The 23,308-nt window shown below is 32.9% G+C and carries 21 protein-coding genes; 18 read left to right on the top strand and 3 right to left on the bottom strand.

The window, feature by feature from the left end:
• The first annotated feature begins 17 nt into the window (after window positions 1-17).
• The 7 genes from BCR23_RS07945 (at window position 18) to BCR23_RS14740 (ending at window position 9,092) form a co-directional block, all read left to right on the top strand.
• Window positions 18-2,855: a leucine-rich repeat domain-containing protein gene (locus BCR23_RS07945; RefSeq protein ID WP_069634952.1), complete on the top strand. Its 2,838-nt coding sequence runs from the start codon at window positions 18-20 to the stop codon at window positions 2,853-2,855.
• 457 nt (window positions 2,856-3,312) lie between these two features.
• Window positions 3,313-4,017 carry a winged helix-turn-helix domain-containing protein gene (locus tag BCR23_RS07940; protein WP_069634951.1) on the top strand — a complete coding sequence of 235 codons (705 nt, stop codon included), beginning with the start codon at window positions 3,313-3,315 and terminating at the stop codon, window positions 4,015-4,017.
• A 315-nt stretch (window positions 4,018-4,332) separates the two neighbouring features.
• Window positions 4,333-7,080 (top strand): putative mucin/carbohydrate-binding domain-containing protein, encoded by a 2,748-nt coding sequence (locus BCR23_RS07935; protein ID WP_069634950.1) that lies wholly within the window; start codon window positions 4,333-4,335, stop codon window positions 7,078-7,080.
• A 31-nt stretch (window positions 7,081-7,111) separates the two neighbouring features.
• Complete coding sequence (locus tag BCR23_RS07930) at window positions 7,112-7,810, top strand: winged helix-turn-helix domain-containing protein (protein ID WP_069634949.1); 699 nt, start codon at window positions 7,112-7,114, stop codon at window positions 7,808-7,810.
• Between the two features lie 459 nt (window positions 7,811-8,269).
• Complete coding sequence (locus tag BCR23_RS07925; RefSeq protein WP_069634948.1) at window positions 8,270-8,482, top strand: hypothetical protein; 213 nt, start codon at window positions 8,270-8,272, stop codon at window positions 8,480-8,482.
• A gap of 177 nt (window positions 8,483-8,659) precedes the next feature.
• Entirely contained in the window at window positions 8,660-8,929 is a 270-nt protein-coding gene (gene rpsN / locus BCR23_RS07920) for a 30S ribosomal protein S14 (protein ID WP_069634947.1), read from the top strand.
• A 22-nt stretch (window positions 8,930-8,951) separates the two neighbouring features.
• The gene (locus tag BCR23_RS14740) at window positions 8,952-9,092 is read left to right on the top strand and encodes a putative metal homeostasis protein (RefSeq protein WP_010763172.1); all 141 of its coding nucleotides are present in this window, start codon (window positions 8,952-8,954) and stop codon (window positions 9,090-9,092) included.
• Window positions 9,093-9,350: 258 nt separating this feature from the next.
• On the opposite strand, the gene BCR23_RS07915 is transcribed toward BCR23_RS14740, so the two are convergent.
• The 3 genes from BCR23_RS07915 to BCR23_RS07905 form a co-directional block, all read right to left on the bottom strand.
• A complete protein-coding gene (locus BCR23_RS07915; RefSeq protein ID WP_069634946.1) occupies window positions 9,351-10,619 on the bottom strand; it encodes a hypothetical protein in 1,269 nt (422 codons plus the stop codon).
• 212 nt (window positions 10,620-10,831) lie between these two features.
• Window positions 10,832-12,136 (bottom strand): sensor histidine kinase, encoded by a 1,305-nt coding sequence (locus BCR23_RS07910; protein WP_069634945.1) that lies wholly within the window; start codon window positions 12,134-12,136, stop codon window positions 10,832-10,834.
• Window positions 12,126-12,899 (bottom strand): LytR/AlgR family response regulator transcription factor, encoded by a 774-nt coding sequence (locus BCR23_RS07905; protein ID WP_069634944.1) that lies wholly within the window; start codon window positions 12,897-12,899, stop codon window positions 12,126-12,128. The genes BCR23_RS07910 and BCR23_RS07905 overlap by 11 nt, the downstream gene beginning before the upstream one ends.
• A gap of 334 nt (window positions 12,900-13,233) precedes the next feature.
• On the opposite strand from BCR23_RS07905, the gene BCR23_RS07900 reads away from it, so the two are divergent.
• The 11 genes from BCR23_RS07900 to BCR23_RS07845 all read left to right on the top strand — a co-directional run bounded on the left by BCR23_RS07900 (window position 13,234) and on the right by BCR23_RS07845 (window position 23,127).
• On the top strand, window positions 13,234-14,364 hold the full coding sequence (locus BCR23_RS07900) for a WxLIP family cell surface protein (RefSeq protein WP_240482534.1): 1,131 nt from the start codon (window positions 13,234-13,236) through the stop codon (window positions 14,362-14,364).
• 5 nt (window positions 14,365-14,369) lie between these two features.
• Window positions 14,370-14,702, top strand: coding sequence for a cell wall protein (locus tag BCR23_RS07895; protein ID WP_069634943.1), 333 nt, complete (start codon window positions 14,370-14,372; stop codon window positions 14,700-14,702).
• A 354-nt stretch (window positions 14,703-15,056) separates the two neighbouring features.
• The gene (locus tag BCR23_RS07885) at window positions 15,057-15,758 is read left to right on the top strand and encodes a hypothetical protein (protein WP_069634941.1); all 702 of its coding nucleotides are present in this window, start codon (window positions 15,057-15,059) and stop codon (window positions 15,756-15,758) included.
• A gap of 106 nt (window positions 15,759-15,864) precedes the next feature.
• Complete coding sequence (locus BCR23_RS07880) at window positions 15,865-16,530, top strand: WxL domain-containing protein (RefSeq protein ID WP_069634940.1); 666 nt, start codon at window positions 15,865-15,867, stop codon at window positions 16,528-16,530.
• A gap of 53 nt (window positions 16,531-16,583) precedes the next feature.
• Window positions 16,584-17,276, top strand: coding sequence for a WxL domain-containing protein (locus tag BCR23_RS07875; RefSeq protein ID WP_069634939.1), 693 nt, complete (start codon window positions 16,584-16,586; stop codon window positions 17,274-17,276).
• 14 nt (window positions 17,277-17,290) lie between these two features.
• Window positions 17,291-18,319 carry a WxL protein host-binding domain-containing protein gene (locus BCR23_RS07870; RefSeq protein ID WP_069634938.1) on the top strand — a complete coding sequence of 343 codons (1,029 nt, stop codon included), beginning with the start codon at window positions 17,291-17,293 and terminating at the stop codon, window positions 18,317-18,319.
• Window positions 18,320-18,371: 52 nt separating this feature from the next.
• On the top strand, window positions 18,372-18,677 hold the full coding sequence (locus tag BCR23_RS07865) for a hypothetical protein (protein ID WP_205688501.1): 306 nt from the start codon (window positions 18,372-18,374) through the stop codon (window positions 18,675-18,677).
• A 96-nt stretch (window positions 18,678-18,773) separates the two neighbouring features.
• Window positions 18,774-19,364, top strand: a complete 591-nt coding sequence (locus BCR23_RS07860) for an immunoglobulin-like domain-containing protein (protein ID WP_069634936.1) — start codon at window positions 18,774-18,776, stop codon at window positions 19,362-19,364.
• A gap of 233 nt (window positions 19,365-19,597) precedes the next feature.
• The gene (locus tag BCR23_RS07855) at window positions 19,598-20,287 is read left to right on the top strand and encodes a winged helix-turn-helix domain-containing protein (protein ID WP_069634935.1); all 690 of its coding nucleotides are present in this window, start codon (window positions 19,598-19,600) and stop codon (window positions 20,285-20,287) included.
• A 216-nt stretch (window positions 20,288-20,503) separates the two neighbouring features.
• Entirely contained in the window at window positions 20,504-22,339 is a 1,836-nt protein-coding gene (locus BCR23_RS07850) for an LTA synthase family protein (RefSeq protein ID WP_069634934.1), read from the top strand.
• Window positions 22,340-22,365: 26 nt separating this feature from the next.
• Entirely contained in the window at window positions 22,366-23,127 is a 762-nt protein-coding gene (locus BCR23_RS07845) for a tRNA 2-thiocytidine biosynthesis TtcA family protein (RefSeq protein ID WP_069634933.1), read from the top strand.
• Window positions 23,128-23,308: the final 181 nt, after the last annotated feature.

The raw sequence follows: 23,308 nt of genomic DNA, 5'->3' as shown, positions 1-23,308 counted from the left end.
AAAAAGGAGGATGAAACATGAAAATAAAGCGCAGATCAGTGTCAATGCTGATTTTTAGTGTACTTCTTACAGTTTTATTTCTGTTTAATACTCAAAAGACCTTAGCAGCTGATCTTGAAAGTTATTTTATGGAAATTGATGAACAAGGGACTGTTGTTAGGGGAACGAGTTTTACTCCAGATAAGCCGGAAATACGGCCGCAATATCAAGGAACACTTGAACAAATACCGAAGGACATCGTAAATGAAAAAGGAGAGCAAGCCTTTAAAAGCTTGAACAGTGGCTATCCAATCACTAAAGGTGACACTTTATATTATAAAAATGTTGGAGATTATGCCGGACGCAAGCTAAGTTTAAAGATGACTATGCTTATAAAAGGTCAATTTTATGGGGAAATTCGTCTAACAAGTTCGGGGAGCATTAATGCTGCTGCCGCAAGTTCTTTTGCTAAAGATGGTTTTTTTGACCTTCAACTTGTTTATCAAGATACAAAAGCACCTGTATCAAATGTTTACCTCCAGTATCCTCAAAGTTCTTTACTAACTAGACTATATGAAAATGAAAATAGTCAAACGTATGATTCTATTGAATTAAATCCTGGATTAAAAAAAGTTATTTTAAGTAGGATTGGCACTAAAGCAGCAACTTTAGTAGAGGCTACTTCTTCATTAAGTGCTAGGCAAATGATGAGAATTCAGGTTCCTCGTCGTAGTATGAATAATTTTGTAGGGGATTGGGCAGATTATATTTATATACAAGATAATAGTGTACCTTTACGAGTTGGTTGGTATAATGGATTTGCCTATACATCAGAACTTGTTCCATTTTCAGCGAAGGTAAAGTCACTAGGATTACCTACTTATGTACAACCAAATATCCAAGGTTCAGAACTCTCTACGCTTCAAGCGGATTACACAATCACTCAGAGATTGGTTGATACCTATGATTCATTATTTCCGGATAGCTTAACTATTAATTTAAAGGATGATGGAGGGAATTTTTCATCTTTTGCAAAATCATCAATTAAAGTATTGGATGAGTGGGGAACAGACATTACTAGTCAAACAAGGATTACGAATTTATCTACTGGCGGAAAAGGAGTAGTCTTTCCAAACGCATTATTAAAAACATTGCAAAGCGGTAACGTCAGTATCAAAGTTAGTAATACAGGCATTTCTGAATCTTCTGCTTTGGCTGTATACAATGAAAAAGACCGTAGGATGAATTTTTCGATAAGTGCTTTCAATACAAGGCTGAAAGGGGCTGCTAGTGTAAACTCGGTTTCCGGAAAAGGAACCGCACAAATAATCCCTACAGTTTCGGCAAATCCAATCTCTCAGAAAGTTGCTTTTGGAAGTTCAACAAAAGATTTAGATGCGTCTAAGCTAGTAAGTGGACTAAAAAGTTCTCTATCTATTGATACTGCAAGGGTCGTTGGCTTTGTCAAAGCCCAAGATTTTAACACAAGTGGGGCAACCTCAGTTGATGTGAAAATTGAGAGTACAAGAATGAAGGGAGTCGAGGCGATAATATCTGTACCTGTAACAGTTATGCCTCAACCAGTTACGTCAAGCTTCTTTGAAAATCAAGCTTGGATCATTGATGAGATAAACAAACAACTGAGTCCAAAGCAAATTGATAAAGATGTATATATGGAAGATTTAGATAAAATAACCCAACTTAATACTGGAACAACCGGTGATTTTTCTGGACAATATATTCCTAAAAATATAAAAGCGCTGAAAAATTTAAATCTTTTATATTTGAAAAACAAGAAAATGACAGGTGATCTACCTACCGAGTTAGGAAGTTTGACTAATCTGAAAGATTTGCAAATTTTTGGAAATTCGTTTAGTGGACCATTCCCTGATAGTTTGACAAGTTTAACAAATCTAGAGACATTGGATTTATCTAATAATAAATTGACTGGAACAATACCAGTTGAACTAAACAAATTGAAAAATCTTAGTACTTTAGGATTGAATGATAATCAATTTGTAGGGAATCTGGTGACTTTAAGCGATGGATTTAAAGTTCTGAATATCAACAATACACAATTAACTTATAATTCAGCTGAGCTACCAAGCTTCTTAACAAGCGCTGTAGCGAAAAATTTTGCTAATACTTTCTTTAAAGGAAGTGAGGAACTGAAATTAGTAGGGAAGGCTGCTCTTAATATAAGTGATAGTAATTTAGCAAGCATCAAGCCGTTTGATGAAACCGATCAAGGTAATTTTGCACTTCAAGTTCTATCGAAAGGGAAAAATTCAGCATTATACGCTGGACATACCTTTACAATTAAAAATGGTGAGTCAGATGATGTTTTATACGAAGGTTTAGCAGATAAATCTGTTTCTATTCCTTATACTAAAGGTATTTCTTATAAGATAATACTGGATAAAGCAGAGCTAAATCCCAATAATCAATTTGAAATTAGTTCAAAAATTGCTGAATTAAAATTAGACAGCGTTCCAACAGCGATGTCATTCACTATCCCGTTAGGTGCAGATTTGACTAAACCGGTTCAATTAACTGGAGATGTTGCTGTATTTGATAATCGTGATAAGGGAAATTGGCAATTGAGTTTAACACCAAGTCCTTTGAAATCAAGTTTAAGAGATCTTAAAGGTGCGTACACGTACAGTGACAGTAAAGGTATTGAAAAAGAAATTATATCTGGTCAAAAAATCGTCATTGAAACTGGTACAAGTGACTCGGACAAAGAAGTCATTCCCATTTCAAGTACTTGGAATGATAAACAAGGCTTACAATATAAAATGAATGGTTCAAACTATTTAGATAAATATGAAGGCAGTGTTCTTTGGACGCTAGAGGATGTTCCTAGCTCGAATTAGAGCTGGGAATATTTTTATTATAAAAAACTCAAACATAAAAACGTACGTTTATAAAATAAATTTTGATATACATACAAGGTTATAGAACCAATTTAAATCACATTATACATTTTAACTAAAAAGTAAAGAAATAATCAAACCACTTGGTTCAGTAAAATTTAGCATTAGCTGACTCATCTAAGAAGTAATCAAGTAAAAATTAGCGTGGCAGGTCAAGCGTCTTTAGTAACCAGTGAACGATTCAGCGTGTAAGCCTATCGATAAAGTGAAAATAGTGCAGTTTGATTGTCAAGTAGCGATGATGGATTTTTCTATGTATGTATAATAAAACTTCATCGGAAATGCCCCATTCCAATCTATGCCAAGGCTAGCAAATATAATGTGGATTTTACTTGGGCACGTATTGAACGATCAACGAACCGACAAAATAAGATGTAATTAATAGGAGGACAACAAGATGTATAAAATCGGCTTTTTAACTTCGGAAGAAACGACGAATGGTACCCATACGAATTGTTTAAAGAAAAAAGGTTGGGAAGTTACGCTGATAAAAAAAGCTAACCCAATAGAAGGAGAAACACAGTTCGATGCGATTCTTATACATGAGGATGATATGGCGACAACATGTGGCTGGCTGATCGAACTTACTCAGAAGATCAAAGTACCCATTTATCTGCTCTCAAAAGAGGATGATTCTCATGCGAATGTTGTTTATTTACAATTAGGGGGAGAGATTTGTTTTTCATCCAAAATAGATCCAGAGGAATTTTTAATAACATTGAATAACTTACTAGCAAGAGTAACTGTAAATAAACAGCAGGTGAAAGTAGGTAACCATCTGAAAAAAGATAATTCTGGATTAGATTCAGATTTTGTGTTGGTGCCGAATAATTTGGCTGTCATTATTGATGGAGAAGAGGAAATTTCTTTAACAAGAAAAGAATTTCAGGCAATGGAGATTTTATATAATAATCCAGGAAGAGCGATTTCGTATGAAGAGTTCAAGGAAACCTTATGGGAAAGCGAAACAGACATTGAAGATAAAAATTATCGCATTGCGAATACGGTTTTCCATTTAAGAAGTAAAATTGAACAAAACACAACGAAGCCAAGATTTATTAAAACGGTTCGATCTAAAGGATACATGTTTAAAGTTAGGTAGTTTAACTCGGAAACGCATGGCGATAGTTTGAAACTTAAAATAGAATACGAGGTAAAGGCAACTGAAAGAAAAGAGCTTATTTTTGAATTTTTTTACCATTATTATTAAGATAAAAAGCTCGACATAAAATATTTTTCAGTTTTGTTACGAGCTTTTTAGACTTATTATACTTTTTCTGTCATCAAGTTTATAAACTAATTACCAAAGAAGAAAACACGAAGAAAGTAGATAATCTAGTGTAAAAAAAATTATATTGAAGTAATCAGAAAATAAAAAGAACATTTTTTACTTTTATTACTTAAGGAGAGAAAGAGAATGAAAAAATATGTCTATATAATAAGTTGGTTTTTCTTCATGATGTTATTCTCTGGAACTCAATTAGCTTCCGCAGAAGTGCAGACGTTAGAAATTCCAGCTATAAAAGAACCCACTTGGTTGTTTAAAGCAGGAATCACCAAAGGAAGATATCATGACCGCCAAGATTTAGGATTTATGTTAAGAGAAAATACAACATTGAAAATCAGACAAACAAATCCTTCTTTTAAAGGGGATTTGACTGTGTGGTTATTATCCAATGATTCTAAAGAGGAAGTATCTAAAAAAGTTGGGGCACAATGGGTAGAAGTTTCTTCTAGTTTTGTGACTACTCCTTTTATTACTACACCGTATGGTCAAACAAACGCATCCATAGAATATGAAATTGTTGCTACTAGCCCACAAAAAAAATTGGCGATTTATGAATCACATGGGAATCCTGTTGATTTTTTTGCTACCTGGGACAAAGCTGATGGCAATTACGCATTGATTAAAGGAACAAGATTTCAGCTTTATTTACCTAAAAGAGATAAAGAATTAGTCAGAAATCTTAAAGATTTTAAAACGATTGATGAGCTAATTGAACATATAGATGACATACTTGTTACGTTTGATCAATATATCGGTTTGGATGACTCTTCGCCAGTAAATAAAAAGAGCGATAATCGCTATTTCTTAAAAGCTGATGCCAGTGGTCCAGGAGGGGCGTATTATAATGTAAACTGGACGGCTAACACTAGTAACAGTGCGGATATGTGGTTGGAAAAAAGAGGTTGGGGCCCGCTTCATGAAATTGGTCATGGGTATCAGGCAGGATTTGATAATGTAGGGATTTATACTGGAGAAGTATCAAATAACTTATTGGCAGCGCAATTCCAGTACGAAAGATTTGGAAAAGCTGCTGATAATTTTAGTTGGCTTTTTAACTTTGGTAAAAGAACGCAAATTGATGCTGGCTTATATCAAAAAATAGTGACTGATAAAAAAGGGTATGTTGACGATCTAAACCTTAGAGAACGTTTAGTATTATTGACTATGTTAAAACAAAAAGCGGGTAAAGAAGCTTATGCCAAAATGTATCAAGGATACCGTTTATTAGCCCAACAATCTGGATTTAATACTGCAAATTATCCACTTCCTGAGTTGATGAATAAATATTATAGTGAAACAAGTGGATTTGATTTTACTCCAGCCTTAGATCGCTGGAAAATGAAAACCAGTACTAGACAAGGGGAAGTAAATCGTTCTAGACGATATCCGGCGGTGGCTTCCTTAGTGGATGTGATGCCAAAAGATCAACTAGATACTGCAAGAAAACGCATTGATGGGCCGATTATGATCAATTCAAATTTTGAGCTTGTAGATAATCAAACCATCGCCCCATTGGGATTGGTCGGATCACTTACTGTGAATGTGAAAATAGATGATCTTAAGCAAATCACAGGGAAAAGAATTCGGTTATTAGAGGGCAAAAGGATTATTAAAGAAAAAGTGATTCAAGACGCATCGATCCGTTTTGATGATGTACCAAATGGAGTCTATACCTTAGAGTTAGTGGATAGTCTAAAACTTGGCTATACCTTCGATCAACATTATATGTATATCAAAGAAAAAGAAAATACCAACACGATTACATTAAAAAAAATTAATACCAGTACATTATTGAACCAAGAAATACGATTTCAAGGGTTAGGAAATGTACTTGCCGCTTCTTTTAAAACAAATTCAAACCTTCAACAAGCAAGTTTTAAAGTGATAAATAAAGATCCTCATACCTATTATGCTGGAGAAAAATACATCAGTATACAAGTAAGTGATCCAACAGGGAAGGTCATTTATAGTAAAGAGTTAGAAGGAACAAAAAATACGTTAGGAGAAGATACGTTTCCTTTTGCTCCTGGCTACCAAGTGAAAATCTTCCATGCAGAAACAAGAACTCGTCTACTAAGTACTGATAATATCATTTATAAAGCGAATAACACAAATGACTTAAAAATGACCACTAGAGGTTTGGAAAATCTGCAATTAAAAAATGACCCGGAATTGATCTTAAGGGGGAAAATTGATGCATTAGCAGCGGAAATAAATAGTCAAGAAGAGCTAAAAACAGCATCAGAATCTGAATTGAAGCAGCAGCTTTGGGCAGCTATGAATGAATTATCAGAAAAAAATAAAATAGTTTATCAAGATAAATACGACTATCTATTTCCTGTGGTGGATACAGGTGGAGCAGATAGAGTAACTGTTGAGGTAGTTGCTGATCCGAATGATTTTACGCTAAATGGGGTCTCAGCATTTTTATTTAATCAAATTCAATTAGGTCAGACAGGTAAAGCCTATGTAGCACCAGGCGAACACCTTGGTTTAGAAGTCATAGATAAACGAGGAGTAGGTAGTGGTTGGAACGTTCAAGTTACAATGACTGATTTTTCATCAGAAGATGGAGAAAACAAAGAAACGATCCTTAAAGGTTGGCGTTTGAAAATTCCAAAAGGAACGATTACTAGCGAAGAGGGGGATTTAGAGAACCCGCCGAAAACAAATGAAGTAATCATTTCAACAGCAAATACAAATCAATTGGTTTTTTCAGCCGAAAAAGATCAAGGTTTGGGAGATTATACAGATGTCTTTATGACTGATCAAACAACTGTGGAAAATGCTGTCAGCTTATCAATCCCCACTTATGTAAAAACGGGAGTCTATAAAGCAGAAATAACCTGGTCGCTAGTTGATGGACCAATGAAATAAAATTGAATTGAATTAATAGGAGGAGAACAGAATGTATACAATTGGTTTTCTAACTTCGGATGAATCCTCCGAAGGTATCCATATGAATTTTTTAAAGAAAAAAGGTTGGGAAGTTACACTGATAGAAAGAACTGATCTGATATCAAGAGAAACACAGGTTGATGCAATTATCATAGAAGAGGAAGATATGCCAACAACGTGTGGTTGGCTGATTGAACTCACTCAGAACATCAAAGTACCAATATATCTTCTCTCAAAAGAGGATGATTCTCATGCGAATGTTGTTTATTTACAATTAGGAGCAGAGGTTTGTTTTTCATATAAAATAGAACCAGAAGAATTATTGATTACATTAAATAACCTACTGGCAAGATTAAATGTGAACAAACAATTAGTAGGAAATAACCTGAAAAAAGATAATTCTGGACCAATTTTAGATTTTGTTTTAGTACCGAATAATTTGAGTGTTATTATTGATGGAGCAGAGGAAATTTCTTTAACGAAAAAAGAATTTCAGGCTATGGAGATTTTATATAATAATCCAGGAAGAGCGATTTCTTATGAAGAATTCAAGGAAACTTTGTGGGAGAGTGAAACGGATATTGAAGATAAGAATTATCGCATCGCCAATACAGTTTTCCATTTAAGAAGTAAGATCGAACAAAACACAACGAAGCCAAGATTTATTAAAACGATTCGATCTAAAGGATATATGTTTAAAGTTAGGTAGTTTAACACAGAAACAAGCGTAAGATAGTTTGAAACTTAAAATAGATTAAGAGATAAAGAGAATTGGAATCAAATCGCTTATCTGTGAAGGGTTTATATTTTTACCGTTGTTTATTAAGATAAAGGGTTGCAATAAAACATTTTTCCTGTTTTATTGCGAGCTTTTTTAGTTTTATTAAATTTTTTCTGTCTTCAAGTTTATAAACTAGTTGCAAATTTTAAGTTCTGATTAATCGAGGGTCAAAAATAGTAGTTCAATAAATTACGAAAAAGGTGTACAAAAAAATAAAAGAGTCTGTAAATTCCTGATTATTGTGGCACAGGGGGAGGCTGGACGGTTCAAGTTTCAATGACAGACTTTTTGGAAACATCTTCAGAAAATTCAGAAGCATATACCTAGCGGTTAGAATTTAGTTTTCCTAAAGACGGTGTAGTTAGTAAAAATACTGATCCAAGTAAATTGCCAGAAGGAAAAAAAGTTATTATAAATGAATCGAAAACAAATCAAACAGATCTTTTTGTTGGAAAAGATAAAAGCTTAGGAGCCTATAATATCAGTTTTATGGATGAACAAACACCAATCCAATTATCCATTACAACTTATACTAAAACAGGTAAATACCATGCTCCGTTGACGTGGTCACTGATTGATACACTAATGAGTGAGGATTGATCAAAAAAAATAATTTTATTAGTATAAAAAAGTAGACAGCATTATTTTATGTATTTAAAGAAAGAATACTTGAAATTTACTTCTGTTAGTGTTATTCTTTAAAGGTTCAAATCGTAATTGTTACGATTTGCATCGGGTATAGTTTCTTAAATTTTAAAAAATAGGAGGAATTCGAGTATGGCTAAAAAATCAAAAATTGCCAAAGCAAAACGTCAACATGATTTGATTGAACAATACGCTGAACAACGTATCGAATTAAAAGCGAATAAAGACTATGAAGCATTAGCAAAATTACCAAAAGATTCCAATCCGAATCGTTTGAAAAATCGTGATCTGATTGATGGACGACCAAGAGCGTATATGCGTAAATTCGGCATGTCACGAATCAATTTTAGAACATTAGCACACCAAGGACAGATTCCTGGTGTTCACAAAGCAAGCTGGTAAAAGATTATAAAGGGGTGATTGGATGGAAAAACAAGATCTTTCAAGTGCACGTAGACGATTGAAGTGTACCAATAGAAAAACGAGAAAACGAGCCTTAAAAATCATTCAACAATACAAGCGGGAGCAAAGACATCGAGTGATGGCTTCTGGTAACGTTGGTTGAATGCAGAGTTTTCAAATTAAAGAATAAAAGCGTGGGAAAATAATCAAGAAAAATGATTATTGCCCACTTTTTTTGATTTTTTGGGACAGAAAAAAAACGTCCCTTATAAGATTAAAGTTAATCAACAGGACGAGTGTTTTAGGGTTAAAAATGAAACGATCAATCAAAGAACGCTACTATTTGATACAGAAACACATAATCAGTTTTGTCTCTGCCTAGTGTTATCCAAACTATTCATATAACGACATCTCGTATTTTTTATTTAGTTGTATGGAGGGAGAATTCCACTATGAAATCATCGTTTTCGGAATGAAAGAAGAAATTGGCTTCGTTATATTGATTGAGGATTTTTTTTACAGTATTGATTTTCTTTTTTTTGAAATGACTTTTAGAATTTGCTGGGTTCGCTGGTAGTTGTTTTAGCGTATTCTCTATTTTAAAAATAAGCTGCTGTTCTATCTTTTTTATTGATAAATATAAATTTTTTGTCGTTGTTGCTTCTACAGAAAAATCCATCAGAATAGATAAACAGTTGATAAAATCAATTAAGCGAATGGAAATATCTTTTTCAGTAATCATATCCGGTATGGAAAGATGAAGTTGGATTTCTTCGTTCTTGCAAGATTCAATCAGATAAATCAAGAGACCTTGAACCGATGGAATCGAGATGTTGCTCAGTTCAGCATAAGGATCGTCCTCTAGAAGCTCTGTTGAATAATCAGTTATAGAAGAAATGTAGTTCAGTGCTTCCTTTGTTTCCCCTTTTTCAATATAATCAGCCAAACTTAAAAGAATATTTCGATAGTCGTGTCTAAATTCATCTGAAATAGTGATTTTTTCTAGTTCTTGATTATATTGTTCAAATAAAACATCCTTTTTTAGTTGTTGCTGATAATATTTACTATATAAATAAGCAGTAGAATAAACAATTAGATTTAAAGTGAGTAATAAAAATGTAAGGTAAAAGAAAGATTCTACAAAAAAATAATTAATCGCAAGTTGTTTAATCAAAGCAAAAAGAATAAGAAAAAAAAGAGCGATCAAAGAATGAAGTTTATAGTTTTTATGAATATGTAAAATGGAATCAGAGATCAGATACATTTTATCAATCTTTTTCACCCCTAAAATCAGTAAAAAGAAACACACTTGCTGTCCAAGTAATGAAAAAGGAACAAGAAATTGCCGTTGATCTGCATTAAGATAGTGTAATTGAAATAGAAAATTCACAAGATCATAAGTGAATAGCCAAGAAAGAATGGTTAAGGAATTGATCAAAAAAAGCGTAAGTGCCATTAAAATCCAGCTAGTTGTATATCGCAGGATAAAGATTGCTGAAGTCGCATAAAAAATAAATAATAGCATAAAAATGTAGGGTGTTCTAATAAAAAAACTAATACTTATTATTAAAATTAATAGCATGGACAAAGTGATTGATTGTTTCTTATCAATATATTTTCTATTGAGCAACGCCCAAATAAGTTGGAGATAATTTATAGCAAATAACTGGGTTGCTAGATAGGGTTCCATCGCACAGGATCCTCCTTAATTTAGAAAAAACGTAGGTTTGTTTCATCATATCAAAAAGTATTGAAAGTCTCAAATTATAGATAGTAAACAGAAAATGATTGATTGAAATAGAGTGAAGAAGCAACCACGGGGATTTACTCCTGAAGACAATAAAAAAATGTAGAGAAAGGTGAGTAAAAATCACTTTCCTACATTTTTTATTTGGTCAAAAGTCATTGTTTGGTTAGTTTAGGAACTGAAAAACTAACGATAAAATAGTCTTCTTTTTTTGAAATTTGGTAACTTGCTTTTTTGTATTTATCAATCAATTTTGCAAAAATATGAAGACCTTTTCCTTGGTGGTTTTCTTTGGTTGAAAAATTATTTTGTAAAAAAGAATGAAAAGAGATATCTTTCACTTCTTTATACGTATTTTTTACGGTGACTTTAACAAACCGTGAATCTCCTGTAATAGTTACTTCAATCAGCTTAGTATCTGTTTCTTGAACTGCTTCATAAGCATTATCTAATAAAATAGAAAAGCAACGAATGAAATCAACGATGTTTATATCAATATTTGTTAACTTTTCAGTGATTTGAATCTTTAACTGGATATCAGTTTCTGAGCAACGTTTAAGAAAACTTGTCAAAAGACCTTGAATGGGAGGATTATTGATTACAGCAATTGTTTTATATAAATTCGGTGTAAGTAGTGAATTAGAATAATCAATAATCGTATGAAGTAAACCCAGTGCTTGTTGTGTATCGTTTGTTTCTAAATAAGAAGTGAGTCCAATTAAAAGCTGTTTATAGTCATGACGAAATTCATTAGAACGTTCAATTTTTTCTTTATCTTGTTCATATTTTTTATTGAGAATAGCAATGTATTGTTGTTCATTTTGTTGCTTAACTACGAGTAGAATATTCCAGCTGAGAAAAGCAGTGAAACAAATAACCATAAAAGTACTATAGAAGTAAGAAGCTGGATAGCCTTCTAAAACACTAAGTTGTTGGAGTACAATTGTTGTAAATAAGAAAAATAAGAGTAAAACAGACAACAAGCGATATTTTTTAGGTAAAAGATGAAGTGTTGCAGTGACTTTAAACCGTTTATTTAAATAATTCGCAAAAATCAAAAGCAAGTAGAAAACGAATTGTTGCAGAAAAATAAAGAATTTTAGATATGTTGAGTATGTTTCAGGAGATATCTGATGATTGATCAATAAAATATCCCAAAAATCTAAAGTCACAAGCCATGAGAGCAAAACAATCGCGTTTTCAAAGCTTAAAAATAAAGCTGGAATTATCCAGTTGTTTACTTTTCTTGCAGGAAATAAAAATTGTAGAATAAAAAAAGGAATCAAAAGTAAAAGAATAAAATGATCATCTATCAACCATCCAACGATGATCTGAACAATCAAAATAACACTGAGCAACATCGTTTCTCTAAAAGATAGAATTTTTTTATAAGCAAATAACCAAAGAAGTTGCAAAAAATTCAGTGCAATCAACGAAATGAAAAAAGGTTTATCCAACATATTGATACTCCTGTAATCCTTTTTTTACTTTATCAATGATTCTCGTTCCTACAAAAAGTTCATGATCACCTGAAAAAGTAATGGTGCCATGTTTTCGATTGATTAATGTGATATTTTCAAGATTAATTATGTAAGATTGAAGAGCAGAAAATAAGTATCCTTGTTTTAAATTATTTTTTATTTTACCGATTTTTCCTTCTATAATCAGTTCTTCCGTAAGTGTTTTAATCAGTACACGACCTTTTAATCCTTTCAGTGACTCAATATATAAGATATCTTTACAATTAATATAAATTGAGTCATATCCATTCATAAAAGTTGCGATATCTTGATCTTGCCTCCAGGCTGTTTTGGTCAAACTTTCAACTTTCATAAGAACACTTTCAATTGTTGATTTTAGTTCAGTTGAGTCAACTGGGTTCTTTACAAGATATCCAAGTGGAAAGATATCACTGTTGATAATCGAAATGGCCTTATCTTCAAAACTAGTCAGAAAAATAATATTGCATTTTGAATTAACCTGTCTGATTTTATTAGCTAAATCAATTCCAGAATACTGCGTCTTTAAATCAATATCCAAAAAGAAAATATCATTGTCAGAAATGTTAAGTGTTGGGATCTCTTCCATAAAGAGTAAGTGATTATCCAAAGGGGATATTCTATAGTGAAAATGGCTTGAATGATAATTTTCAAGATAATGAATAATACGTTTCCTATAAAGATTATCATCTTCAACTACATAAATTGTTGTATTATAAGTCAATATTTTTTCCTCCTAAAAAAGTTAAAAATTAAAAATAAATAATTTTAATATATTCTAGAATAGAATGATAGAAAAAGAAAGGTTTAAATAGATTAAAAATGAAAAAGAGCGCATATGTAACAAGAGAACGCTTACTTGACATTTTTTTGTTCCGTAAAAATAAAATTAATAAATAAAAATGTGAAATGTAATTTGTAAGCGCTTGCTTGTTGTTTTATTTGTTATAAGCTAATTGTACTATGAATGAGTTCATTGATAAACAAATATGAATAACGTAAGCAAAAAACAATGTAGTTCTATCATTAAAGAACTAAGAAAGGAAGTTAAGATTATTGTGCAGTTAAAAAAAATTATAAATTATTACAGATTGGTTCTATTTATTTGTCTCCCACTGTTCATATCTCCTATTCATTCGATTGCGGCTGAAAAAGAGACAGATCCGCTAGGTTTTGTGGTTCAAGCGATTAGACCGGATACACAAATTGAAACGAACAAATCTTATTTCTTTATTGAAACAAAACCGCAAGAGACACAAGTACTGAAGGTGAAAGTGAAATCGACACAAAAAGATCCGCTGAAAATCAATATTTTTGTAGCCAATGGAACAACAGGTTCAACGGGGAATATTGAATATGACAAACCAACAAAAGAATTAGATGAAAGCTTGAAGCATCCACTAACAGAATTTGTTCATGTTGAGGCTCCAGAAATCACGTTAGAAAATTTTGAAGAAAAAATTGTTGAATTGTCTGTGACTCCACCCAAAGACAGTTACGAAGGAATCAAACTAGGTGCAGTTGTTTTCCAATCTGTCGAAGAGGAAGAGAAAACAAAGAAACAAACAATCTCCAGTAAGTATCAATACAAAATTGGCTTGATTACTACAGAAACAGGAGAAGAATACGAAAATGCTAAAAATCTACAGCTGGCCTCAGCAAAACTAGGTTTAAAACTTGGGCGTAAGCAAGTTTCAGCTGTTATACATAATCCAGAACCTAAAATAGCCGATAATTTAAAAATCGAGGCGACAGTCAGTAAAAAAGGATCAAAAAACATTTTAAAAAAACAAACAGTGGATAACGCTCGAATGGCGCCAAATAGTACGTATGAATTTTCAGTAGATTGGGGCATCGATGCGATCGATCCTGGTGAATATACACTAAATGTTCATGCACAAAATAATGAAGAAGATTGGAAATGGGAAAAAGACTTCAGCGTTTCAGCAGAAAAAGCGAAGAAAATGAATGAAGAGACCGTTTTTAAAGTAGAATCACCTGATTGGTTACCTTATGTTGTTATTTTGGCTATAGGTTCATTTATATTGGTAGTTGTTATTTTGACAATTAGAAATAAACGGTGGAAAAAAATGGTTCAAGAGCGTGCTAAAAAAAGAAAAGCGAAGAAAGCTAAACGAAAGAAGGCAGAACAAGTTAAGCGTAAAGCAAATAAACGAGTGAAAGAGTGAATCCAATGAATCCGAGTCTTAACAAACTAGCATATAAACGATTGATCACAATAATGTTCTTTTTCAGTCTAACAATCTTTTTAGCACCATCTGTATTTGCTAATGAAGCCGGAGAAGCAGAAGTTGGGATCACTTTTAAAGAAACAGAAGATGTGACACCGCCTCTGCGTGATAACACACTTACAGCCGATAAAAGCAAACCAATCAATAAACGCGTCAGTTTTCCAAATACTGGGGAAACAGTAAAGCAACTGACGTTTTTGATAAGCGGAATGATTCTAATCGTGATTAGTTTTGCAGTCATTTTAGAGAAACAAATTAAGATAGGTAACTATTAATCCGTTTGTAAATAAAAGAGTCGCTTTGAGTTTGATTAAGGGAGAATAATTGTCATGAAAGTCTATATCTGGCTATATATATTAGGCGCATGTAGCGCAATTTCTTTAGGAATGTTTCTCTTCTCCTTGAATAGAGACAATATCTTATTAAAAAAGCTAAAATTTAAAAAAACAAAAATACTAGTAAACTGGCTTTTGTTAGCCGTTTCGATCATCTGTTTTCTTTTGCTGATCTATGTATTTATGTATATTCAAAAACAAATCAATATTTTTAATCTGAGTTAAAAATCATTTTTCTTTCAACAGTTTACTACGGTAACTTCCTCAAAGATAAAATATGTTAGGAGAAAATAAATGAATAAAAAATTATTAGGAACACTCGTTTTAGGTCTATCAATTGGTGCAGTATTATTGCCACAAGCAGCTCAAGCAGCGGAAAGAGAAGCAAATACAGGAGTAGGTATTGGATTTAGCAATGACGATGATAATACAATCATCCCTGGACCGTATGATGAAGCATTAAGCTTGATCAACAAACCAACTGCGTTCAAATTTGGTACAGAAAATGAAGCAAGCGCACTTAGCTCTGTATACTACCAACAATTAAAAGAAAAACAATACATCGCAGTATATGAAGATCGTGATGCAGATCAACAAACAAGCTGGAAATTGACTGCTAAGTTGTCTGATCTGGTTAGTACAACAGATGCAACTAAAAAATTAGTTTCAACAATGACTATGAATTCAGCAAGTATTTCTACTTTTGATTTAACAGATCAAAGAGATAAAGAAACAGGTAAATTGCCAACAACTATTTCAAGCTTACCAGATTTAAAACAATATACTGAAGATAAAGTGACTGGTGTTACTAAAGTATCTCTAGTAGCTGGAGCTACAGGTAGTTCAGATATCATGGTAGGAACAAAACCTGGAAGTAAAGGATTTGCTGCTGAAATTAGAAATGTTCAGTTAGCTGTAAATTCTGGTCAAAAAGATGACACGAATGGTAAACAATTTACAGGTACTGTTAGCTGGTCTTTAGAAGATACAATTTAAGTTAAACATATAAAAAATAAAAAAACATAATACGGAATATTTTAATCTTGAGGGAAGTTGTCGTAGTAAGCTGTTGAATAGAGAAATAGTGACGGAGGGAATTTTTATGAACAAAAAAAGAATAACAATTTTAATGATAACAATCACTTTTGGTGCAACATTATTACCAGTTGCAGCCAAAGCTGATGAGTTAAAATCCGATATAACGGTAAATGTTGATGCAGGAACAGGATCAGGGCCAACTGAAGAAGAAATTTCAGATAAAACACCACGTGATGGAGAATTCATTATCAAGGCAGTTTCCGATTTTAATTATCCATCTGTTCCTTTAGGAGAAACAAGAGCTGCAACAATTGCCAAAGATAAAGCGTATGGTATCGAAGTAGTGGATGTTACAGGAAATGGTACTGGCTGGAATGTCAAAGTATCAATGGATTCATTTAAAGTCAAAGGTGGAGAAAATGATGGGGAAGATTTAAAAGGCTGGGAATTAACAATCCCAACAGCTGAAGTCACTTCAAAAAGTGCGTCTATCCGTCCTGAAAATACACCAGTCGGAAAAGAAGCGAGAATTTCAGGTACTTTATCAAGCATAGTTTTCAAAGCAGATGAAGGTAAAGGGATGGGCCGTTATACAAATATTTTTGAAAGATATGCGGACAAACAAGAGCCAACAAGAACAACTGGTGTTCAGTTATCTATTCCTAATACAGCACGTAAAGCAAGCTATGTTGGAAAACTGAACTGGACATTAGCTAATACACCAAATTAAAACTGAGATAAGGATTTTTTGTTGGTAAATCAAAAATGGGAGGATAGATAAGAGTGAAATCAAAATATTTAAAAGTCGCTTTAGTGAGTTTATTTGGATCATCAGTCTTTGTAGCAGAAACTAGTTTGGCAAAAAACAACGACGTTTTAAAATCTGATGTTGATGCAGTGATTATCGAAGGGAAAGAGAGTCCCGTCCCCCCATCGTTTGGTCAAGATCCAGAAGATCCAACAAACAACGGTACGAACAGTTCGGGCTTATTAAAAATTGATCGAGTACCAAATTTTAGTTTTGGGAAAGTAATTAGAAGTGGGTTGTATCAAGAAGAATACGCAATCAATTCTAATCCATATATTCAAGTGTCAGATTTAAGAGGAAACTTAGGCGGCTGGGCACTCTATGCAAAAATATCTAATTTTGTTTCTGAACCAACATCAAAAGATCAAAAAAGATACTTATTAAGTGGTGCTAATTTAACGATACAAAAAGGAGATATCCAGGAATACAATTCTGAATATGCGGCTCCGCCCATAAGCCATTCTGTTTCACTGAACAAGGATTTACAAAAAGTAATGACAGCAGATAAAAACGCTGGTCAAGGGGTTTGGGCAACAAGATGGAAAAGTGAAAAAGGGGTAAATAAAAAAATTACACTGGATATTTTACCTAACACTGCTAAGGCAGGGAGAGAGTACACGGCAACAATCTCTTGGAAATTAGCAGATATTCCAAGTGCAGAAAATTAGATGGAGAGTAATAGATGACATTTTTTAAAACAATTAAGTATTGCCTGACGGTAGTTTTAATGGTGATGCTCGTAAATATTTGTGATAGTGCATATGCGGATGGCATGGGCTATTCAGTCCAAGCGGTCATTCCAGAAAACCAAATCGATCAATCCAAAACATATTTTGATTTGAAAATGACCCCTGAACAAACCCAAAATATAGAGTTGGAAATCAAAAGTTCTAGTGAAGAAGTATTAAATTTAGCTGTAGTACCATACATAGGCACAACCAATCAAAATGGAGAATTAGAGTATAGTGTGGAACCTGAAAAAAATGATTCAACGTTAATTTATCCAATTACTAGACTGATTTCAGGGAAACAAAAAGTAACATTAAAACCTAAAGAAACAAAAAGAGTGACCTTTCGTTTAAAAATGCCAAAAAAAGCTTTTGAAGGAAAAATAGTTGGAGGCTTTAATGTTTACGATGAGGCAAACGATACAATAAAAGATTCAGAATCCAAGAAAAATGAAGTTCAAATAAAAAATGTTTTTTCTGTTGTGATTGGGATACAATTACGAGAAAATTTGGATAAAATCAAACCAGAACTCAAACTAAATACGGTTAAAGCAGGTTTATTCAATTACCGAACGGCAATTACCGCAAATATCCAGAACATTAAATCAGAATTTGTTAGTGACTTATCGCTAACAGCAAAAATCAGAAAGAATGGCTCAAGTAAAGTACTTTATGAAGCAGAAAAATCGGAAATGGCAATGGCTCCCAATTCCAATTTCAATTTTCCAATTTCATTAGAAAATCAAGAATTAGAAGAAGGAAGTTATGATTTAGAAATTGTTGCACACTCAAAAGATGATGAATGGACGTTTACTAAAAAATTCAGAATCACTGATGAAGAGGCTGCTCGTTTGAATGAAGAAGCTGTTGAAGTTGAGACTAAGACGAATAATAAATTTCTAGTTATTACGATTGCGGTAGTCAGCTTGGTCTTTATTTGTATGATTGTGCTTATTATCGTTTTATGGCGTCGGAAAAAGTGAAGTTGAACCACGGATAGTTTATATACTGGAATCGATAACAACGGAAACTACATTGACGAAAATAAAGTACCAATTAAAGGTTAAGCCAAGTAAACTGAAAAGTAAAACGAGAACAATGTTAAGGAGTTACTTTTATAAATCAAACGAGGGTGTGCCGATAGAAATTCTAACTGCAGACTCGTTCAAAACGATTGAAAGTGGAACGAGCAAACCAAATACGGGAACAATAGATGTATCAAAGGAGTGGAATGATAAACGGGGATTATTTTATAAACAAGCAAACACTGGAAATTATAAAGATTCATATTCAGGACAACTTGAATGGCAATTAGTAGATGCTCCAACAGGAAGGGAATAATTGCAATGACCGAGAAAAAAGAAGGGATAACTTTGAATTCTCGGTTTTAACAAGCAGTTAATATAACGGTGGTTATTCATGAAGGAGGGGTTATTTATGAAAAAAATTTGTGAGTATGTTATTGTATCGAGTATTCTAGCGGGAGTTGTATTTAGTTCAGATTTAACTTCAGAGCTTCCTGAAATAGAAGCAAATGCTCAAAGTAAAACAACAGTACAACTTGAATTCATCGGGGTTAACGATATCACAATACCTTTGGGTAACCAATTTAATCCGCTAAAAGGTGTATCATTAGTGTCTAACAATGGGAAAGTTAGTTCGGATACACAAATTTCAGTTTCTAGCGATCGTGTAAATGTCCATAAAGAGGGAACGTATACACAAACCTATGTTGCTTTTGATGATCACGGACGTTATGTTCTTAAGGATAGAAGAATCACTGTAAAAGCATTAACTGATAACAAGCCAGAAATAAATGCTACTGCTCGGGTGATTCTTAAAGGGACTTCTTTTAAACCCTTAAAACATGCGAAAGCTTGGGACAAAGAAGATGGAGATATCAGTAAAAATATTAAGGTAAGTGGAAGCGTGAATACTCTTGTTTCAGGAATTTATTCAATCAATTATAGTGTCACAGATTCTTCTGGAAACACTAAAAGCAAAACCGTTCAATTTTATGTAATCTAAATAAAGAAACATTTAATTAAAATTCAAAAAATACAAGCCTAGAAAAGAAGCTAAGAGATAATTATCTCTTAGCTTCTTTCTTTTAAGGTATAAACGATGGATAATATCTTATAAAAAAATGAAAAAAGTATAATTGCTTTTTGGAAGCGCATACTTGTTGTTTTTTTTAACTTTAATTAAGTGTAATATAGATAAAATAAAATGATTTCAAATAAAAAATGGAGGACTGTTTTATGTTTACAATTGGATGTTTGTCAGAAAAAGAGCTAGAAGAAAATGCACACCTCAATTTTTTGACAGAAAAAGGTTGGAATTTACAAATAATCAATATAAATGATCCGTTAAAAAATCAATATAAATTAGATGCTATTGTCATTTGCGAAAGTAGCATGCCCAAAATTTGTCGTTGGCTGATGGAACTAAAAGTACATGCAAGTTTGCCAATTTATTTATTATCTGAAATTGATGAGTCTCATTCCAATATTGTTTATCTGCAATTAGGAGTGGAAGCTTGTTTTTCTACAAAAATGGACCCTGAGGAACTTTATTATACGCTAACAAATTTACTTAGACATTACTCTAGTGAAAATAATCAGTTATTAGGGAATAGACCAGAATCTTCGCAGGAGAAAGGGATAGAACTAATATCTCATAGTTTGAGTGTGTTAATTGATGGGAAAAATGAAATTTCATTGACCAAGAAAGAATATAGTACGCTGGAAATTTTATATAGTAGACCATGTAAAACTATCTCATATGAAGAATTTCAAGAAAAATTATGGAGATTTGAAACAGATCTTGATGGTAGAAATTATCGAATAGCGAACCTCATTTTTCATTTGCGCAAAAAAATAGAATCAAGTGGAAGCGATTCTAGTTTTATAAAAACTGTTCGTTCTAAAGGCTACATGTTATATATGTAAAATAGTAGGAGTTTTTTGTGAAGCGGATAAAACGAAGATGGTTGCCAAATATTCGTTTTGATAGAAAAAATACTTAAGGCATCCAAAAGATCAACCAATGAAGTGTTTATAGCATAACCTTAAAGTAATGTTCCTCAAGGAGGGAGCTTTACTTTTTTTTCGTCTAAGCATAAAATATTATAGAACATGTGTAGGAAAGAGAAAAGGGAGAATTGTGTGAAAGAAAAACTAAAAATACTCAAAAAACAATCAATTAAATACCCACTGATCATTATTGGAATGATCTTGTTAGTTTTTATTAGTAACTTATATTTACAGTGGTGTCAAAATGAGTTATCAATGGAGTTAGTGTTTAAATTTGCTTTTTCATGGCATACAGAAAAATTTGTTTTAGGTTGTTTTGTCTTGATGATCGTTTTACTATTTTTATGTAGTCTAGCAGGATCACTGGTTTTAGGAAGTGTACTTTATGGGATTATGATTGGTATTTTAGGGTTTGCGGATTATCAAAAAATGTTTTATCGAACAGAGCCGATTTATCCAGATGATTTAAAGATGATTACAGAATTTGGTCTACTTAGAGAAATGATTGGAACAGTACCCTTTATTTTAATTTTATTGATTGCCGCAGTTGCTTTATTCTTTTTTGGAAGAGCAATGTATAGCAGTCGACGATTATCGAAAAAAATACAGATCATACGCTTTTCAGTTTTAGTGGTAACAGTGGGGTTATTGATTTATATTAGCAATTTTAACAATTCGAATAATTTATTGAGAAAAGCCTACGATCGGACAGCACTTTGGATTCCTTACAGCCAAAAAATGAATTACTACAACACAGGATTTATGGGTGGTTTTTTATATAATTTGAAGGTAGAAGCGATGGATGAACCAGAAAATTATTCACAAGAAAACATCGAAGAAATTACGCATAAATACACCAAAACTGCACAAAAAGAGAAAAGTTCATTAGAAGAACAGCCAAATATTATCTTTGTGATGAGTGAAAGCTTTTCCAATCCTCAGAATTTAACAGGAGTAACGGCTAATTCAGATCCATTAAAGGACTATTATGATATTGCCAAAACAACCTATAGTGGGAAAATGCTGTCACAAAACTATGGAGGCGGAACAGCAAATATCGAATTTGAAGCATTAACTAGTTTTTCAATGGAACTGTTTAACCCGCAGATGACAACCCCTTATACTATGTTGATTCCAAAAATGATAGAAATTCCATCGATTGTTTCACTTATGAAGAATCAGGAATACCAAACGACAGCAATCCATCCATACAATACATCCATGTACAAGCGTAAGGATGTCTACAATAAAATGGGCTTTGACCAGTTTATCAGCGAAGATACTATGAAACACACTGAGACGATTCAAAACAATCCATATATTTCTGATGAATCAGCTTATAAAGAAGTACTAGACATATTGCAAGAGGATAAAAACCCGCAGTTTGTCCATTTAGTGACAATGCAAACCCACATGCCATATAGCGAGAAGTACACGACCTCCAATTATTCTTCAAGAAGTCAAGGAAATAAAAAAGCTATCGACAGTTATATGCAAGATGTTGCTTACAGTAGTGAAGCATTAAAACAGTTTACAATCGCATTGAAAGACGTAAAAAGACGGACATTAGTTGTTTTCTGGGGAGATCATTTGCCAAGTATCTATTCAGATGAGATCAAAGCAGAAAACGATGAAGTGAAGATGCATCAAACAGAATTCTTAATGTACGATAATCAGGGGAAATTAACAGGAAAGACCACCCATGATGCTGTTAGCAGTCCTTTTTATTTTGCTCCAACACTATTTGATCAAAGCGGAATGCAGATGACTGGATTTTACCAAATGCTAACTGAATTGGAAAAACAAGTACCTGCTTTTGAAAAAGGCTTCTATTATAAAGATAAAAAATGGACTAAAACACTTGCCTTGAATAAAACGCAAGAAGAATTATATGAAGACTATCGTTTGATTCAATATGATGTTGTTTCTGGTAAAAATTATAGTTTAAAAACTGATTTTTTTAAATGAATCAAATGATCAAAAAGGAGAATAAAATGAGCTTTAAAAAGAAAGACAATCAAACCTACTATAATCCGATCCGTAAAGCGGTTTTGAACCATCAAATGATTCAGCCAGGAGATAAAGTAGCGATTGGTATGAGTGGTGGTAAGGATAGTACAAGTCTGTTGTATTTTCTAGATATGATCAGTAAACAAAAACGTCTAGGTTTTGAATTTGAGATCGTCCCAATTACATTGGCTATGGGATTTGACATGAATATTACTCCACTGCAAGAATTTGTGGAAGGATTAGGTTATGAATTAGAGGTGGTTCCCACAAATATTGCTCAAGTTGTTTTTGATATTCGAGAGGAACGTTCCCCTTGTTCCTTGTGTGCCAAATTGCGTCGTGGAATTTTATATAAGCGTGCAAAAGAAATGGGCTGTAATAAAGTTGCTTTAGGTCACCATTTGGATGATGGAATCGAAACGTATTTTATGAATTTTTTATTTCATGGACAAATGGCTAGTTTTGAACCGATCAGTTATCTATCAAATACAGATATCACGTTAATTCGTCCTTTAATTTATGTGGAAGAAAAACAGATCATTCAGTTTATTAAAAGAGAAGAGTTACCAGTGATTTTTAATCCTTGTCCAGTTGATAAGAAAACGAAACGGGAAGAAATCAAACAGCTTGTAAGTGGTATGGCTCAAACCTATCCTGATATTCGAGAGAAATTTATTATGGGAATGGAGCGGGGAACATCTGATGATTTTTGGATGAAATCGATGCATGTAAAGAACAAGGATTGAGAAAATAGCACATCGTTTGATCTGAGTGAAAGCTTATGGAATATATCTCAAGCTTGGGACAAAAGCATTAAGCTCCAAGAACTAAGTAGGTACTGTGAAACATCAACTCGTACCTTGTTGTGTTTTACAGCAATAAGAAGGACCTTTTGAAAAGTGTTCTTCTTATTTTTATTTTTGGTAA

It is taken from the genome of Enterococcus quebecensis, assembly GCF_001730365.1.
Lineage (GTDB): Bacteria > Bacillota > Bacilli > Lactobacillales > Enterococcaceae > Enterococcus_L > Enterococcus_L quebecensis.
The sequence above is the reverse complement of the archived record's forward strand: the minus strand, read 5'-3'. Positions and strand labels throughout refer to the sequence as shown.

Bases quoted from the DNA above. Each gene is read 5' to 3' on its own strand.
- BCR23_RS07870 (WP_069634938.1), top strand. From the start codon at position 17,291: ATGACATTTTTTAAAACAATTAAGTATTGCCTGACGGTAGTTTTAATG.
- BCR23_RS07910 (WP_069634945.1), bottom strand. From the start codon at position 12,136: ATGTTGGATAAACCTTTTTTCATTTCGTTGATTGCACTGAATTTTTTG.
- BCR23_RS07855 (WP_069634935.1), top strand. From the start codon at position 19,598: ATGTTTACAATTGGATGTTTGTCAGAAAAAGAGCTAGAAGAAAATGCA.
- BCR23_RS07930 (WP_069634949.1), top strand. From the start codon at position 7,112: ATGTATACAATTGGTTTTCTAACTTCGGATGAATCCTCCGAAGGTATC.
- BCR23_RS07860 (WP_069634936.1), top strand. From the start codon at position 18,774: ATGAAAAAAATTTGTGAGTATGTTATTGTATCGAGTATTCTAGCGGGA.
- BCR23_RS07935 (WP_069634950.1), top strand. From the start codon at position 4,333: ATGAAAAAATATGTCTATATAATAAGTTGGTTTTTCTTCATGATGTTA.
- BCR23_RS07945 (WP_069634952.1), top strand. From the start codon at position 18: ATGAAAATAAAGCGCAGATCAGTGTCAATGCTGATTTTTAGTGTACTT.
- BCR23_RS07885 (WP_069634941.1), top strand. From the start codon at position 15,057: ATGAATAAAAAATTATTAGGAACACTCGTTTTAGGTCTATCAATTGGT.
- BCR23_RS07915 (WP_069634946.1), bottom strand. From the start codon at position 10,619: ATGGAACCCTATCTAGCAACCCAGTTATTTGCTATAAATTATCTCCAA.
- BCR23_RS07940 (WP_069634951.1), top strand. From the start codon at position 3,313: ATGTATAAAATCGGCTTTTTAACTTCGGAAGAAACGACGAATGGTACC.
- BCR23_RS07845 (WP_069634933.1), top strand. From the start codon at position 22,366: ATGAGCTTTAAAAAGAAAGACAATCAAACCTACTATAATCCGATCCGT.
- BCR23_RS14740 (WP_010763172.1), top strand. From the start codon at position 8,952: ATGGAAAAACAAGATCTTTCAAGTGCACGTAGACGATTGAAGTGTACC.
- BCR23_RS07880 (WP_069634940.1), top strand. From the start codon at position 15,865: ATGAACAAAAAAAGAATAACAATTTTAATGATAACAATCACTTTTGGT.
- BCR23_RS07895 (WP_069634943.1), top strand. From the start codon at position 14,370: ATGAATCCGAGTCTTAACAAACTAGCATATAAACGATTGATCACAATA.
- rpsN (WP_069634947.1), top strand. From the start codon at position 8,660: ATGGCTAAAAAATCAAAAATTGCCAAAGCAAAACGTCAACATGATTTG.